Genomic DNA, 15,022 nt, shown 5'->3' with positions numbered 1-15,022 from the left:
GGTCGGCTTGATCGTCTCCCCCCGATCGCTTGGGATTGGAGACGATCGGCCGATCGATCATTCGCCGGGCAATTTCTCCACTTCTTCGCCCGCGTCGCTTTTCCAGGCGAATACGTCAGCACCGTCCTTCTTCAGGTCGGTTTCCAGCTGCTTGGCACGGGTAAAGCTGGCGAAGGGACCGACGAGCAGGCGATTGGTTCGACCCCAACTGGCGCTCCAGCCGTCCTGATGGGACAGGAGCGCATATTTCTTTCGCAGCCCCTTCATGGTGAAGCCGAGCGCCCCCTTGCTCTGGCCAACACCGACCTGAAGCCAGTTGCGCGACGGATTGGCGGCGAGGCGTTTCTTTTCCTCCGCTTCGGCCTTCGCCTTCGCATCGGCTTCCGCCTTGGCCTTGGCAGTGGCTTCCTTTTTCGCCTTGTCGGCAGCCGCCTTGGCCGCAGCCTGCCGTTCGGCACGGCGCTGGGCCTGGAGCGCTGCGACTTCGTTCAGGTCGACGGCGGCAACGGTCGCCTGGCGCTCGCTATCCGGCACATCGATCGCACGAATGATGTCGGCCAGCGTGCGGGTGGCCTCCGCATTGGGCGATGGCGGGACCGGTTCGATGGGCTGAACGAGCTGCGGCTCAGGTTCCGCGGCAGGCTGCTGCGGGGTCGGCTGCTGGGGGGGCATCGCCGGAGCCTGCGGCGGCGTTCCAGCCTGGGCCAAAGCGATCGCATTGAGTTGCGATCCGGTGCTGGCAGGAGGCGCGGCGCTGCGCGGCGCGCTATCGATCGATTCGAAACCAGGCGCAGGCGGCCCCTGCACGGATGTAGACGCCGCGGATGGGGCAGGCGCAGCCGGCTGGCGCGGGGGCGGTGCGGCGGTCGTCTGCTGCGGCTGCGTGGCCGACAAAGGCGAAGGTGCCGGTGCCTGCTGCACCGGACGCGGCGTCGGCTGAGCCGTCTGGGCCTGCGCGACCTGCGGCGAGCGGGTCGTGGGCACCGGCGGACGCTGCGCGGTGGGCGCCGCGCGCGATGCCGACCGCCCTTCGGCACGCGCCATGCGCGCGGCATCGCGCTGCTGCCGGCGCTGTTCGGCGCGACTGAGCGGCTTGGTCTGGACCGGCGGGGTGGTGGGCGCAGTGGCGACCACCGTGGGCGCCTTGGGCGCGACCGCGATACCCGGCGCGGGGGGTGTCGGCGTGATCGCGGCGATGGTCGTGCCGGTCGTCTGCGGGAACTGCCCGAAATGCACCGCCGCCGCTTTCTGCGGCGCGGTCAGATAAGGCATTTTCTGCATATAAGGCGTGATCGCGGCGGCGAGTTGCACCGGCATGGTCTGCTCTGCGACCTTCTTCGCATCGGCCTGCCGGTTGTTCATCGCATAGATGAAGGCGCGATAGCGCCATGCGGCGCGGTCGCTCTTGTAAAGCAGCGGTTCCAAAACCTTGTCGGCCGCCTGCACCTGTCCGGATATGCCGAGCGATGCGGCATAGCGGCGGATCAGTTCGGCGTCTTCGGGCGTCCGGACAAGCGCAGCATGATAATCGCGCTGCGCCCCAGCCTGGTCGCCGGTCATATCGCGCGCCAAGCCCCGGTCGGCAAGGATCGTCGCGTCAGGAAAGCCAAGGCGAGAAGCCTGGTCGAACAGGCGGACCGCCTCGACGGGGTTCTGCAATTTCAGCATGACCCGCGCCAGGCCCGCCTTGATCCGGCCGTTACCGCTTTCGATCGCATCGGCGCGCGCGAAGAAGCCGGCAGCGCCATGGGGATCGTCCAGTTCCAGCGCGGCCTCCCCTGCCCCGATCAGCGCGGCGACATCCTTCGGATTGGCCGCGAGCCGGGAGAGGTGGCCGTTGAGATCGGCGGCACCCGGCGGACGGGTCATCTGGGCCTGATCGATCTGGGCTTGGGCAGGACCGGCGAAAAGAAGACCTCCCACAGAAACGGTGGAGGCGAGAATCCAGGAAAGAGATTTTATCACATGATTGCCTTAACCGATCCGGCGTGAATGGCAAATTGACGCAACAAAAAAGCGCGCCGGACCGCTCCGGGCGGTCGATGGCGCGCTTTCATGAAGCGGCGCGCGGTGAACCGCGCGACCGTCGCTTACTGGTTGCTCTGGCGGTTGAGGAAGCGCGGGATATCGACGCCCGGCGTACCCTCGTCAGAGGCCTGTGCCTTCTCGCTACCGCGGGTCAGGCCGGCCATCCGTTCGAACAGCGTGCCGCCGGTGGCGACGCGCGGTGCGGGCTGGGCCGGTGCGGCGGGCGCGGGAGCCGGCGCTTCGGCGCTGTCGGCGCCCAGCACCAGTTCGTCCTGATCCGGACCTTCGTCCGAGAAGACGGCGGCCGGCTTCGACGGGGCGAAGGTGGCAGGCGCAGACTTCTCGACCGGCGCGGGAGCCGGTGCGGCCGGCACGTCCAGTTCCAGCGTTTCCGGTTCAGGCGCGGCGGCCGGAGCCGGCGCGGGAGCCGCAGCGGGCTGAGGCGCAGGCTGCGGCGCGGCGGCGACCGAGCGCGGCGTGACGGGGGTCTGCGGCACGGCGACGGCCGGGCGGCTGGCGAAGCTGAACGGCTGGGTCAGCGGCGCGGCATGATTGCCGATTTCGCTGTCGATGCCGGTGGCGACCACCGACACGCGGATCTTGCCGTTGAGGCCGTCGTTGAAGGCCGAACCCCAGATGATGTTCGCGTCCGGATCGACCAGTTCGCGGATATGGTTGGCGGCTTCGTCGACTTCCATGAGGCGCATGTCGTCGCCGCCGACGATGGAAACGATGACACCCTTCGCGCCGCGCATCGACACGCCGTCGAGCAGCGGATTGGCGATCGCCTTTTCAGCGGCCTGGAGCGCACGGCCGTCGCCTTCGGCTTCGCCTGTGCCCATCATCGCCTTGCCCATTTCGCCCATCACCGACCGGACGTCGGCAAAGTCGAGGTTGATGAGGCCCGGCATGATCATGAGGTCGGTGATCGACCGCACGCCCTGCTGCAACACCTCGTCCGCCATCTGGAACGCTTCCTTGAAAGTCGTGTTCGGGTTGGCGATCAGGAACAGATTCTGGTTCGGGATGACGATCAGCGTATCGACATGCTTCTGAAGCTCCTCGATCCCGCTTTCCGCCGACTTCATGCGGCGATTGCCCTCGAAGGTGAAGGGCTTGGTCACGACGCCGACAGTCAGGATGCCACGATCGCGCGCGGCCTTGGCGATGACGGGCGCCGCGCCGGTGCCGGTGCCGCCGCCCATGCCGGCGGTGATGAAGCACATATGTGCGCCGTTCAGCGCCTCTTCGACCGAAGCGATGGTTTCCTCAGCGGCCGCCTTGCCGATTTCGGGACGCGATCCGGCGCCGAGGCCCTCGGTGATCTGCGGGCCGAGCTGGATACGACGTTCGGCCGGCGAGCTGTTCAGCGCCTGCGCATCCGTATTGGCCACGATGAAGTCCACGCCCTCGACCGAGGCGGCGATCATGTTCGCGATGGCATTGCCGCCCGCGCCGCCGACGCCGATTACCGCAATGCGCGGCTTCAGTTCGTCCACATGAGGCGGGCTGATTTCAATGCTCATAATTACTGCTCCCTCAGCTTCCTCGTCAGGAAGCGACACCGTCATCATTTGTTAACACCAGAAAATAGGGGATTTCACCAGCTATTTTCGTCTTCGCTGTAATTCATCTCAATAGTTGGTCCGCATGGCGCGCATCATGCGCTGCCACCATTGGGGCGCGCTCAGACGATGCACGGTCTGCGGAGCAGGCGCCATCGTGCGGAGATCAACCGGGTTGGAAGCGCCGTAAAGCGCGAGTCCCGCCAATGTCGCGAAAGCCGGCCCACTATGCGCTTCGGGCATGGCGGACAAGCCCCTTGGTCGCCCGATCCGCACGGCCCGCCCCAATGCGCCCTGCGCATAGTCGGCAATGCCCTTCATTTCCGCACCGCCGCCGGTCAGTACGACCTGGCGACCCGTGCTGTTGAAGCCCATGCCGGCCAGCGCCGCATTAACCTCCGTCATGATCTGGTTCAGCCGTTCACAGATGACGCCGACCAGCGCTGCGCGGGTGATCTTGCCCCCTTCCGCATTGGGACCGGCGGCCTGACCTGGCACCGCGACTTCGCCATGGGGCGGCGCGATTTCGATCATCTCTCGGAAATCGCGGGGATTCTGCATCGCCGAGCCATAGAAGCACTTGATCCGTTCCGCCTGACTCCGGCGGATGCCGAAGGACGAGGCAATGTCGTCGGTGATGTCCGATGCGCCAATGGGTATGGAATGGAGACCGACCAGCATCCCCCCGGCATAGAGCGAGACATTGGTGACTCCCGCGCCCATTTCCACGAGCGCAACGCCAAGGTCGCGCTCTTCCTCCGACAGGCAGGCAAGGCCCGTGGCAATCGGCGAGGCGACGATCGAATTGACGTTGAGATAGGCGCCGCGCACGCACAGGTCGAGATTGGCGAGCGGCGCGCCATCCGCCAGCACGACATGGATGTCGACGCCGAGCAGGTCGGCGTGCATGCCCAGCGGCTTCTTCACCGGCACCTTGCCATTGATGGTGAAGCAGGTCGGCTGCGCATGGAGAACGATGCGGCCATCCGGGTCGATGCCCTGCTGGCCAGTGGTCAGGAGGTCGTCGATATCGGGCTGCTCGACGCGATAACCGCCCATGTCGCGCTCGACCGTGACGACGTCGCTCACCAGGCTGCCGCCCGAGAAACTGACCCACACATCCTCGATATTGGTGCCCGCGACGCGCTCGGCCTGCTCTACCGTCTCCCGTACGGCAAGTTCGGTCCGCTCCATGTCAGCGATGAAGCCGCGGCGCACGCCACGGCTTTCGCGCTGGCCCGTCCCCAGGATCGCGAGTTCGCCGGTGTCGGTACGACCTGCGATCAGCGCCGACACTTTCCAGGAGCCAATGTCGATCGCGGTGATGAGCTTTTCGACCTTGGGCTGTGCCATGGGCTTTAGCCTTCCTCGCCTTCGGCCGGCAGATTGGCAGCCGGCGCCTTGGCGGTTTCCGCCGCGCCACCAGCGGACCTTTCCTCGACCCGGCCCTGCGGCAGGCGCAGAACGAAGCGATCGGGATCGCGCATGTCGAACTTGACGATGCCCCGGCCCAGGAGCCGGTTGACCCCGTCCATCCGCGCGAAATTCACCAACGCAGAGGCCGAATCCTTGTCACCCTCCGGCAGGGAGAGCGTCTCGCCCGATTGAAAGCGCAAGTCCCAGCGACGGTTCCCGACCCATGTCGCGCCGGCCAGCATGGGCTTGAGCGCGGGGGCGTTTTCCATCAACTTGTTGAGGCCGGCGGTCTGGAGATTGGCGTTGGGACCGACGACCAGCGGCAGGTCGGGCATCGCCCCTGCCGACACCGACTGGAGCACGACGCCCTGCACGTCGATCAGGTGCAACTGCCCTTCATGCTGCCACACCGCCACCGGGTCGCGCTCGACGATATCGACGACAAGCGTGTCGGGCAGACGGCGGGAAACGCGCGCATCCTTGACCCAGCCGAGCTTGAGCATTTCCTCGCGCACCCTGGGCAGGTCGAGAGAGAGCATGGAGCGATCCACCTGACCCAGCGCGATATTGTAGACGGGCAGTTCGTCCATCCGCTCGACACCGCGCACCTCGACCTTCTCGACTTCGAAGCCCGCGCGCGCGGCAAGATCCGCCGCCTGCTGACGCGCCATGCCGGGAAGGCCCATGAAGATGGCGATGGCGATCACAAGGCCGCCGACAATGGCGACGATGACCCAGCTGGCCATTCGCTGGAGCGTCGCTTCGCTGACGGGGAGATATTCGATGACCTGATCGACCCAGCTGCGGCGCTTGAGCGAGCGACCACGGCCGCCTTTCGTCGCCCTCCCCCTGGCGCTGCTGAGCCGCGCGGTGCCGCCGCGCCTGATCCGTGCTTCAGCCATGTCCATCACCCCCGGCGCGGTTCAGCGCCTCCTCGACAATAGTCTCAACCAGCGTCGCATAGTCAATGCCCAGTTTCGCCGCCTGTTCGGGGACGAGGCTCAAGGGGGTCATGCCCGGCTGGGTGTTGACCTCCAGCAGATAGAGGCCTTCGACGCCCTGTTCATCGTCCCAGCGGAAGTCGGCGCGCGATGCGCCTTTGCAACCGAGCAGCTGGTGGGCGCGTAGGGCGATCGCCTTGCACGCTTCGCTGATTTCGGCCGGGATGTCAGCCGGGCAGACATGTTCGGTCATGCCGTCGGTATATTTCGCGTCGAAATCGTAGAAACCGCTCTTCGGACGGAGTTCGGTGACGAGCAAAGCCTCATCGCCCAGCACGGCGGTGGTGAGTTCGCGGCCGCGAATATAGGGCTCGGCAAGCAGTTCAGGGAAATCCGTCCACGGGCCGACGCTGTCGCGGGCAATGGGATTGCCATAATTGCCCTCAGCCGTGACGATGGCGACACCTACAGAACTGCCCTCATTCACGGGTTTCAGCACATAGGGGCGCGGCAACGGGTCGGCGATAAAGAGGCTTTCGCTCTCCACGATATGGCCGCCGGGCATGAGGATACCGTGCGGCACCAGCGCTTGCTTGGTCAGCTGCTTGTCGATCGCGATGACCGAGGTGGCGAGACCGCTATGAGTGTAGGTGAGGCCCATCAGGTCCATCATGCCCTGCACCGTTCCGTCTTCGCCGGGGACGCCGTGCAATGCGTTGAAGATCACGTCCGCCTTCGTTTCGGCAAGGCGCGCGGCGACATTGCGATCCATGTCAATCCGCGTGACCCGATGCCCGCGCGATTCCAGCGCCTTGGCGACGCCCTCCCCGCTCGACAGCGACACCGGCCGCTCCGCCGACCAGCCGCCCATCAGGACAGCAACATGAAGCGGTTTAAGGGTCAATGTAGTATCCCCGAATAGAGTAAAGGCTGATCTTCAAGAAGTTCGACAGGCGCCCCCTCATCCCAAGGCCATAGCCCTTCATAGGTCCAAACCAATTGATAGGCTACGTCGAGCGACTTTCCGGTACGAAGATTGTGATACCAAAGAGCTGAGTTCAGATAGTCTGGTATAATATATTGACTATCGACCGCACGCGCCATGCAGGTAACGGCATAGCCCTCGAACAAACTCTCAATGCGCAGTCCATCAACGAGTTGCAACCCCGCTTCGCACTGCCGATAAGCCTCATTGATCGCAAATGCGCCCATTTGTGAAGGCAAACCGAGAATGATTACTTCCGGTTGACCGACACTTTCCCAAAAACCAACAGAATAGGCAAAGGATTGTGCATCGTCCTGAGGATCAAAAACTGACACGACATGGCATCCGTGATTGCCAATGTTTGCGATGATACGCATTTCGTAATCGGTCAGAGAGCGATCGCTCATTTCGCCACCCCAACCCGCTGGATTTCCCATTCCAGCTCGACGCCGCTCTTTGCCTTCACGCGGCGGCGGACTTCTTCGCCCAGCGCCTCGATGTCGGCGCTGGTCGCGTCGCCGGTGTTCAGCAGAAAATTGGTGTGCTTCTCACTCACCTGCGCGCCGCCCAGTTGCAAGCCGCGACAGCCCGCTTCATCCACCAGCGCCCAGGCTTTGTGGCCGTCCGGGTTCTTGAAGGTGGAGCCGCCGGTCTTGCTGCGCAGCGGCTGGCTTTCCTCGCGCGCGGCAGCGATGCGGTCCATTTCGGCCTGAATGGCGGCGGGTTCGCCGGGATGACCACGGAACGTCGCCGACACCACGACCGCGCCTTCGGGCAGGGTCGAATGGCGATAGGTATAACCGAGATCAGCGTTGGACAGCGTCACCCGCTCACCGGATCGCAGCACGACATCACATTCGATCAGGATATCGCAGGTCTCGCGACCATAGGCGCCGCCGTTCATGCGCACGAAACCGCCGACAGTGCCGGGAATGGAGCGGAGAAATTCGAGGCCCGATATGCTCGCATCGCGCGCGGTCGAGGAAACTAGGATACCCGACGCACCGCCGCCGCAAACGAGCGTGGTGGCGTCGAGGCGCTCGACCGTTGCGAAGGGCTTGCCGAGGCGTACGACTACACCCGGTACACCGCCATCGCGGACAATGAGGTTGGAGCCGAGGCCCAATGCCATGAGCGGCACCGACGGATCGAGATTCCGGAGGAAATCGGACAGGTCGTCGGGATCCTTCGGCTCGAACAGCCATTGCGCCGCGCCGCCCGCCTTGAACCAGACGAGCGGGGCCAGCGAGGCGTCGGCCTTGAGCGTGCCGCGAACGGCCGGAAGAGCGATGCTCGCCGTCAAGCGCGGATGCCCCAGAGGTTCATCCAGCGCTTCATCGCCTTCATGCCCGCTTCATTGGCCTGCGTGGCGGCAAGGCCGGTTTCAACCTGACGCTGCGCCGCTTCCACCATGTCGCGCGCGACCTCCACGCCCTGCATCTGGGCATCGATCACGCGCTTCTGCATTTCCAGGCTGACGGTGAACAGCTCAAACATCAGGCGGTTTCCTTCACCTTGTCGGTGACGGCAGCGGCAAGGCCCGCCGCCCATTTGGTGATGTCGCCCGCGCCCAGGCAGATGACCATGTCGTCGGGCTGGATATCGGCAACGACATGAGCGGCGAGGTCGGCTGCGTCGGCAACGGTCGAGGCGTGGCGATGCCCGCGCCGCTTGAGACCGGCGACCAGTGCCGCGCTATCGGCGCCCTCGATCGGCTGCTCGCCGGCGGTGTAGACCGGGGCGGCATAGACGATGTCGGCGTCGTTGAACGCCTGCTGGAATTCGTCCATCAGGTCGTGCAGACGAGTAAAGCGGTGCGGCTGGACCACGGCGATGACGCGGCCTTTCGCGCCTTCGCGCGCGGCAGCAAGCACGGCGCGGATTTCGACCGGATGGTGGCCATAATCGTCGATGACGGTGGCGGTACCACCCGCGACCGCGATTTCGCCGACCTTGGTGAAGCGGCGCTTTACTCCGCCGAACTTGGAAAAGCCGGTCTGAATGGTCGCGTCCTCGATACCCATCTGGAGCGCCACGCCGATCGCCGCCATGGCGTTCAGCACATTGTGGCGACCGGGCATCGGCATTTCGATCCCCTCGATGCGGCGAATCGATCCGTCGCGTTCGCGGATCTGCACGTCGAAACGGTTGCCGCCCGAAATAGGCTGGACATTCTCGCCGCGAATATCGGCCTGCGCCGAGAAACCATAGGTGACGATACGGCGGTCCTGCACGCGCGGCAGGATCGCCTGCACTTCCGGGTGATCGAGGCACAGCATCGCCGCGCCGTAAAAGGGTACATTGCCGACGAACTCGACAAAGGCGTCCTTCACCCGGTCGAAGCTGCCATAATGATCCAGATGCTCAGGATCGATATTGGTCACGACCGCGATCGTGCCGTCGAGGCGCAGGAAGCTGCCATCACTCTCATCGGCTTCCACGACCATCCAGTCGCTGTTGCCGAGGCGCGCGTTCGAGCCATAGCTGTTGATGATGCCGCCGTTGATGACGGTCGGGTCGACCCCGCCCGCGTCCAGCAGCGCCGCGACCATCGAGGTGGTCGTGGTCTTGCCATGGGTGCCAGCGACCGCGACGGTCGATTTGAGGCGCATCAGTTCGGCCAGCATTTCGGCGCGGCGGATGACGGGCACGCGGTTTTCCAGCGCCAGTTCGACTTCCGGATTGCTCCGCTTGATCGCGGTGGAAGTGACGACCACGGCGGCGTCGCCCAGATTTTCGGCCTTGTGACCGATCATCACCTTGATGCCCTTCTTGCGCAGCCCTTCGACGACATAGCCTTCGGCCACGTCGGACCCTTGCACGCTGTAACCCAGATTATGCATCACTTCGGCGATACCGGACATGCCGATGCCGCCGATGCCGATGAAATGGATCGTGCCGATGTCGGTGCCGACACCCTTCATGCGGGAACTCCCTGGAGATTGAGGCTGGTCGGCGTCGGGCCGACCTTTACGGGATCATTCATGATCGGCGCCTTGCCGATGCTTTCGAGCAGGTCGGCCATGTCGCGTGCGGCGTCGGGGCGGCCGCAGTTGCGCGCGCGCTTGGCGGCATTCTGGAGCGCGCCGGGTTCAAGCGCCATCTTCTGCATCTGCTTGGCCAGTTCGACCGCAGTGAAGCGCGTCTGCGGAATGGTGCGCGCGCCGCCCGCCTCGGTCATTTCCTTTGCGTTGGCGGTCTGGTGGTCGTCCATGGCGCTGGGCAGCGGGATCAGGATCGCCGGGCGGCCCGCGCAGGTGAGTTCCGCCAGCGTCGAGGCACCCGCACGCGCGATCACCAGATGCGACCAGCCCAGCTTTTCGGGCACATCGTTGAAATAGGTGGCGAGGTCGGCGGGGATTTCCATCTCCGCATAGGTTTTGCGCACACGCTCGATATCCTCGGCGCGGCATTGCTGCGTCACCTGGAGGCGACGGCGCAGCGCAATCGGAAGCATGGAAAGGCCTTCGGGGACGACGCTGGACAGCACCGTTGCGCCCTGGCTGCCGCCGATCACCAGCACGCGGAAGACGCTTTCGTCGGTCAGCGCGGGGAATTCTTCCTCGCGCAACTGCTTCACCTCCTCTCGCACCGGATTGCCGATCAGGTGGACCTTCGACGCATAGGCGCTCTTGAGCCGCTGGACGTCGGGATAGGCGGTGGCAATCGCATCGACGCGGCCGCTGAGCAGACGGTTTACCCGGCCCAGTACGGCATTCTGCTCGTGGATCGCGGTCGGGATGCCATCCGCCAGCGCCCCCAGCAGCGCGGGCATGGCGGGATAGCCACCAAAGCCGACCACGGCGGTCGGGCGGAACGTATCATTGAGGCGGCGAGCCATGGCGCGGCCGGCGAGGATCGCCTTCGCAGCCCCCGGCCAGCTTGCCGGATTCTTGGTCATGCGGCCAGCGGGCATGACATGGACCTGTGCTCGATTTTCTGGCGCCTTGTCGAAGATGCCGGGGATCTTCGCGCCGCGCTCATCGGTGACGAGCGCGACATGATGGCCGCGCGCCATCAGCTCCTCGGCCACGGCATGGGCTGGAATCATATGACCCCCCGTCCCGCCGGCGGCGAGGACGAAGTGACGGGAAATGCTCATCGACCACTCCATTTGACGACCGTGTGCCGACCCATGAAGGGGTTGCGCCGCGTGAATGCGAGCAGCAGGCCGACGCCGATACAAAGCGCCAGCATAGAGGAGCCACCGTAGCTGATAAAGGGCAGCGTCATGCCCTTCGACGGAAATATCTGCGCATTCACGCCCATGTTGATGATCGCCTGCAAGCCGAACTGGGTCGTGAGGCCGGCGGCGGCGAGGATGGTGAAATTATCCTCCTCATCCAGCAGGCGCAGCAACACGCGCACCACGATGGCGAGATAGACGCAGGCGATGGCGATGCAGGCGAGCAGACCGAACTCCTCCCCGATGACGGAGAAGATATAGTCGGTATGCGCTTCGGGCAGGCGGAACTTGTTCTGCCCCCCGCCCGGCCCGACGCCGGTAAAGCCGCCATGGGTGATGGTGCGGAAGGCGAGGTCGGTCTGGTCCGGCCCGGTGTCCATCTGTACGCCGATGCCGAGGAAGTCGTTGATGCGCTGGCGACCATTTTCGTAGAACATGTACACGCCGACCAGCCCCGCGAGGCCAAGGCCCCCCAGCATCGCGATCCAGCGCATTTCCAGACCCGACAGCAGCAACAGGCAGCCCCAGCAGGCAAGGAAGATCACCGTCTGGCCAAAGTCCGGCTGGCGCATCAGGATCGCCGCGATCAGCAGCGTCATTGCCCCGGTCAGCTGCATCACGGGCAGATTCTGGTCCTTGGTGCGCAGCGACAGCAGCCAGGCCAGCGTCACCACATAGGCGGGTTTCAGGAACTCCGACGGCTGGAAACGGAAGCCCGGCAGGTCGATCCAGCGCTTGGCCCCGTTCACGGTCGACCCGAGCAATGGCACGAACAGCAGCATCAGGAAGAAGAAGGCGCACATGAAGATCGCCAGCCGCCGCGCCTGCGGCCGGGGCAGCATGGAGATGACGAGCATGATCGGCAGGCCGATGAAGACCCACATCAGCTGGCGATAGAAGTAGATGAGCGGGTTGACCGCCACCTGCGCGGTCGATCGATCAATCGCGGCGACGGGCGAGGCGGCCGCGACGGCGACCAGCCCGATCGCCATCAGCGCCACGATCAGCGACAGCAGGACGCGATCGATTTCCCAGAACCAGATGGCGAGCGCCGTCCGCTCACGCGGAACGGTGCGGGTGCGAAAACCCTTCACCAGTTCGCCGGCCCTCGACATACCTGACCCCTTCTTGCTCATCGCCGCCCCAATACCTTCCCTATTCCAGCGCGTTCACGGCCGCGGCGAAGGCATCGCCGCGCGCCTCGAAATCGCGGAACTGGTCGAAACTGGCGCAGGCCGGCGACAGCAGCACGATATCGCCGGGCTGGGCGATGCGCGCCGCGCGCCTGACCGCCGCCGATAGCATTTCGCTGTCATCCACCGCCATATGCGGGCGCAGCAGGTCGGCGAACATATGGCCCGCTTCGCCGATGGTGTAGGCGTGCGCGATATTGCCATAATGAGGCACGCACTCGTCCAGATTGTCGGACTTGGCGACGCCGCCCAAAATCCAGTGGATGCGGGGCTTGCCGTCGATGGCGGGCCATGCCGCGATCGCAGGTGCGGTCGAGGCGGCGTTGGTCGCCTTGCTGTCGTTGACGTAGAGAACGCCATTATGTTCGCGCACGCGCTGCATACGGTGGGGTAACGAGGCGTAGCTGGCGAGAGCGTTGACGATGGTCGTTTCTTCAATCTCCAGCGCCTTGGCAACGGCAATGGCGACGGCGGCATTCTGCGCGTTGTGCGGGCCTTGCAGCGAGGGCCAGGTCAGTTGTTCGACCGAATTGATATCCGCCGCCTTCACTTCCTCCAGCGCTCCGGCGATAGAGGCAGCGACGCCCCGGCTCGGCTCATCCTCGGTAGTGATCACGGCGACATGATCGGGCGACTGCATCGCAAACAACCGCGCCTTGGACGCGATATAGCCTTCGAAGCCGTTATAGCGGTCAAGATGGTCCGGCGTGATGTTGAGCAGCACGGCGACATCGCAATCGAGGCTGTGGGTCAGGTCGATCTGATAGCTGGACAGTTCCAGCACATAGACGCCCACGCCGTGCAGGTTCGGCTCCAGCGGGGGCTGGCTGAGGATCGGGAGGCCGATATTGCCGCCCATGACCGTGGGATAGCCCGCCTGCTCGATGATGTGGTGGATCAGCGCCGTGGTCGTCGACTTGCCGTTGGTACCGGTGATGCCGACCACCTTGTGCGGCGGCAGCGTTGGGCGGGCGAGCGCGAACAGTTCGATGTCGCCGATGATCGGCACGCCGGCCAGCTTCGCGCGCATCGCGATCGGATGCTTGTTGAGCGGCACGCCCGGCGACACGACGATGCCGTCGAAGCCGGTAAGGTCGATTTCCATCGGGTCGCCAATTTCCGCCTTGCCCTCGACCAGGGCGCGCGCTTCTTCCCGGCTGTCCCACGCGACGACTCGGGCGCCACTCGTCACCAGCGTGTCGACCGTGGCGAGGCCGGATCGCGCCAGCCCGAGGACCGCGTAGGTCTTCCCCTTGAAAGCATCCGAAACGATCATCCGCTTACCTCAGCTTCAGGGTGGCGAGGCCGGCGAGCGCCAGTACGAAGGCGATGATCCAGAAACGGATCACCACGGTCGGCTCGGCCCAGCCCAGTTGCTCGAAATGATGGTGGATCGGGGCCATCTTGAACACGCGCTTGCCGGTCCGCTTGTAGAAGAAGACCTGGATGATGACGCTCATCGCTTCCACGACGAAGAGGCCGCCGATGATCCCCAGCACGATTTCGTGATGCGCGGTGACGGCTATGACGCCGATCGTGCCGCCCAGCGCCAGCGACCCGGTGTCGCCCATGAAGACAGCGGCAGGCGGCGCGTTGAACCACAGGAAGGCAAGTCCCGCACCGATGATCGCGCCGCACAATATCGTGAGGTTGCCTGCACCCGGCACATGGGGGATGCCCAGATATTGGGCGAAGTCGGCGCGGCCGACGAGATAGACGATCGCCATGAAGGCCATGCACGCGATGATCACCGGCATGGTGGCGAGGCCGTCGAGGCCATCGGTGAGGTTCACCGCATTGCCGAACGCGACGATGACGAAGGCAGCGAAAAGGAAATAGAAAGGGCCAAGCTCGATCGCCGGGCCATTGTAGAAGGGGACGTAGAGCGCGGTATTGCCATGCTGATGGACGATCATCCATGCCGCGACGCCCGCGATCAGAAATTCGAAAGCGAGACGCATCTTGGCCGACAGCCCCTTGTGGCTGGCCTTCGTCACCTTGTCATAATCGTCCAGGAAGCCGATCGCGCCGAAGCCCAGCGTCACGAACAGGCAAGCCCAGACATAGATGGAGCTGAGGTCCATCCACAGCAGCACCGAAATGACCATAGAGGTCAGGATCATCAGGCCGCCCATAGTCGGCGTGCCGCGCTTGGCCAGATGGCTTTGCGGGCCGTCGGTGCGGATCGGCTGCCCCTTGCCCTGACGAATGCGCAGCCAGCCGATGAATTTCGGGCCGATGACCAGGCCGATGATCAGCGCGGTGGCGATCGCCGCACCCGCGCGGAAGGACAGGTAGCGGATGAGGTTGAAGACACCTGCGAAATCCAGGGTTTCGGCCAGCCAGTACAACATTAGTTCTTGTCTCCGTCGCGGGCGGCCTCGGCCAGGGCAGCGACAAGGCGCGACAGTCCGACGCCGTTCGAGCCCTTGACCAGGATCGCGTCGCCCGCACGCATTTCGGTTTGGATGAGGGGGATGGCCGTCGCCGTGTCGGGGACATGGGCGTAGGGGATCGCGCCATCCAGCGCGTCTGCCAGCGGCGCCATTTCCGCGCCGACGAGAATGGCGAAATCGACCTGCCCCGCCATCATCGGATCGGCTAGCTCCGAATGGAGTTCGGCGCTGCGATCGCCCAGTTCGCGCATGCCGCCAAGGACGGCGATGCGGCGATCGGCATGTTCGCGGCCAAGCTGCTTGAGTGTCGCC

14 protein-coding genes are annotated in these 15,022 nt (G+C 64.7%); all 14 read right to left on the bottom strand.

The annotated features are described in order from the left end of the window. Positions 1–57 precede the first annotated feature (57 nt). Positions 58–1,869, bottom strand: a complete 1,812-nt coding sequence (locus VMR39_RS19290; protein ID WP_325418079.1) for a tetratricopeptide repeat protein — start codon at positions 1,867–1,869, stop codon at positions 58–60. A gap of 221 nt (positions 1,870–2,090) precedes the next feature. After that, positions 2,091–3,554 carry a cell division protein FtsZ gene (gene ftsZ, locus VMR39_RS19285; RefSeq protein ID WP_325418078.1) on the bottom strand — a complete coding sequence of 488 codons (1,464 nt, stop codon included), beginning with the start codon at positions 3,552–3,554 and terminating at the stop codon, positions 2,091–2,093. A 108-nt stretch (positions 3,555–3,662) separates the two neighbouring features. Continuing rightward, on the bottom strand, positions 3,663–4,946 hold the full coding sequence (ftsA, locus tag VMR39_RS19280; RefSeq protein ID WP_325418077.1) for a cell division protein FtsA: 1,284 nt from the start codon (positions 4,944–4,946) through the stop codon (positions 3,663–3,665). A 5-nt stretch (positions 4,947–4,951) separates the two neighbouring features. Further along, the gene (locus tag VMR39_RS19275; protein WP_325418075.1) at positions 4,952–5,911 is read right to left on the bottom strand and encodes a cell division protein FtsQ/DivIB; all 960 of its coding nucleotides are present in this window, start codon (positions 5,909–5,911) and stop codon (positions 4,952–4,954) included. Further along, on the bottom strand, positions 5,904–6,854 hold the full coding sequence (locus tag VMR39_RS19270) for a D-alanine--D-alanine ligase (RefSeq protein ID WP_325418074.1): 951 nt from the start codon (positions 6,852–6,854) through the stop codon (positions 5,904–5,906). Before VMR39_RS19270 ends, VMR39_RS19275 begins: the two co-directional genes overlap by 8 nt. Further along, positions 6,851–7,342: a DUF4262 domain-containing protein gene (locus VMR39_RS19265; RefSeq protein WP_325418072.1), complete on the bottom strand. Its 492-nt coding sequence runs from the start codon at positions 7,340–7,342 to the stop codon at positions 6,851–6,853. Before VMR39_RS19265 ends, VMR39_RS19270 begins: the two co-directional genes overlap by 4 nt. Then, positions 7,339–8,253, bottom strand: a complete 915-nt coding sequence (gene murB, locus VMR39_RS19260; RefSeq protein ID WP_414712557.1) for a UDP-N-acetylmuramate dehydrogenase — start codon at positions 8,251–8,253, stop codon at positions 7,339–7,341. The genes VMR39_RS19265 and murB overlap by 4 nt, the downstream gene beginning before the upstream one ends. After that, positions 8,235–8,432, bottom strand: a complete 198-nt coding sequence (locus VMR39_RS19255; protein WP_325418068.1) for a hypothetical protein — start codon at positions 8,430–8,432, stop codon at positions 8,235–8,237. Before VMR39_RS19255 ends, murB begins: the two co-directional genes overlap by 19 nt. After that, the gene (gene murC / locus VMR39_RS19250) at positions 8,432–9,859 is read right to left on the bottom strand and encodes a UDP-N-acetylmuramate--L-alanine ligase (protein WP_325418066.1); all 1,428 of its coding nucleotides are present in this window, start codon (positions 9,857–9,859) and stop codon (positions 8,432–8,434) included. Before murC ends, VMR39_RS19255 begins: the two co-directional genes overlap by 1 nt. After that, positions 9,856–11,037: an undecaprenyldiphospho-muramoylpentapeptide beta-N-acetylglucosaminyltransferase gene (gene murG, locus VMR39_RS19245; RefSeq protein WP_325418064.1), complete on the bottom strand. Its 1,182-nt coding sequence runs from the start codon at positions 11,035–11,037 to the stop codon at positions 9,856–9,858. The genes murC and murG overlap by 4 nt, the downstream gene beginning before the upstream one ends. Continuing rightward, positions 11,034–12,236 carry a putative peptidoglycan glycosyltransferase FtsW gene (locus VMR39_RS19240; protein ID WP_325418062.1) on the bottom strand — a complete coding sequence of 401 codons (1,203 nt, stop codon included), beginning with the start codon at positions 12,234–12,236 and terminating at the stop codon, positions 11,034–11,036. The genes murG and VMR39_RS19240 overlap by 4 nt, the downstream gene beginning before the upstream one ends. Before the next feature lie 40 nt (positions 12,237–12,276). Beyond that, positions 12,277–13,590, bottom strand: a complete 1,314-nt coding sequence (gene murD, locus VMR39_RS19235; RefSeq protein ID WP_325418061.1) for a UDP-N-acetylmuramoyl-L-alanine--D-glutamate ligase — start codon at positions 13,588–13,590, stop codon at positions 12,277–12,279. A 4-nt stretch (positions 13,591–13,594) separates the two neighbouring features. Then, complete coding sequence (gene mraY / locus VMR39_RS19230; RefSeq protein WP_325418059.1) at positions 13,595–14,668, bottom strand: phospho-N-acetylmuramoyl-pentapeptide-transferase; 1,074 nt, start codon at positions 14,666–14,668, stop codon at positions 13,595–13,597. After that, positions 14,668–15,022 (bottom strand): glutamate ligase domain-containing protein (locus VMR39_RS19225; RefSeq protein ID WP_414712554.1); only part of this gene is annotated, 355 nt, incomplete at its 5' end. The genes mraY and VMR39_RS19225, both read right to left, overlap by 1 nt.

Origin of the sequence: Sphingobium sp. (genome assembly GCF_035511395.1) — a bacterium.
GTDB lineage: Bacteria > Pseudomonadota > Alphaproteobacteria > Sphingomonadales > Sphingomonadaceae > Sphingobium.
The sequence above is the reverse complement of the archived record's forward strand: the minus strand, read 5'-3'. Positions and strand labels throughout refer to the sequence as shown.

Coding starts and splice junctions, on each gene's coding strand:
- mraY (WP_325418059.1), bottom strand. CDS start 14,668: ATGTTGTACTGGCTGGCCGAAACCCTGGATTTCGCAGGTGTCTTCAAC.
- VMR39_RS19290 (WP_325418079.1), bottom strand. CDS start 1,869: ATGACCCGTCCGCCGGGTGCCGCCGATCTCAACGGCCACCTCTCCCGG.
- ftsZ (WP_325418078.1), bottom strand. CDS start 3,554: ATGAGCATTGAAATCAGCCCGCCTCATGTGGACGAACTGAAGCCGCGC.
- VMR39_RS19275 (WP_325418075.1), bottom strand. CDS start 5,911: ATGGCTGAAGCACGGATCAGGCGCGGCGGCACCGCGCGGCTCAGCAGC.
- VMR39_RS19255 (WP_325418068.1), bottom strand. CDS start 8,432: ATGTTTGAGCTGTTCACCGTCAGCCTGGAAATGCAGAAGCGCGTGATC.
- murC (WP_325418066.1), bottom strand. CDS start 9,859: ATGAAGGGTGTCGGCACCGACATCGGCACGATCCATTTCATCGGCATC.
- murD (WP_325418061.1), bottom strand. CDS start 13,590: ATGATCGTTTCGGATGCTTTCAAGGGGAAGACCTACGCGGTCCTCGGG.
- murG (WP_325418064.1), bottom strand. CDS start 11,037: ATGAGCATTTCCCGTCACTTCGTCCTCGCCGCCGGCGGGACGGGGGGT.
- VMR39_RS19265 (WP_325418072.1), bottom strand. CDS start 7,342: ATGAGCGATCGCTCTCTGACCGATTACGAAATGCGTATCATCGCAAAC.
- ftsA (WP_325418077.1), bottom strand. CDS start 4,946: ATGGCACAGCCCAAGGTCGAAAAGCTCATCACCGCGATCGACATTGGC.
- VMR39_RS19240 (WP_325418062.1), bottom strand. CDS start 12,236: ATGTCGAGGGCCGGCGAACTGGTGAAGGGTTTTCGCACCCGCACCGTT.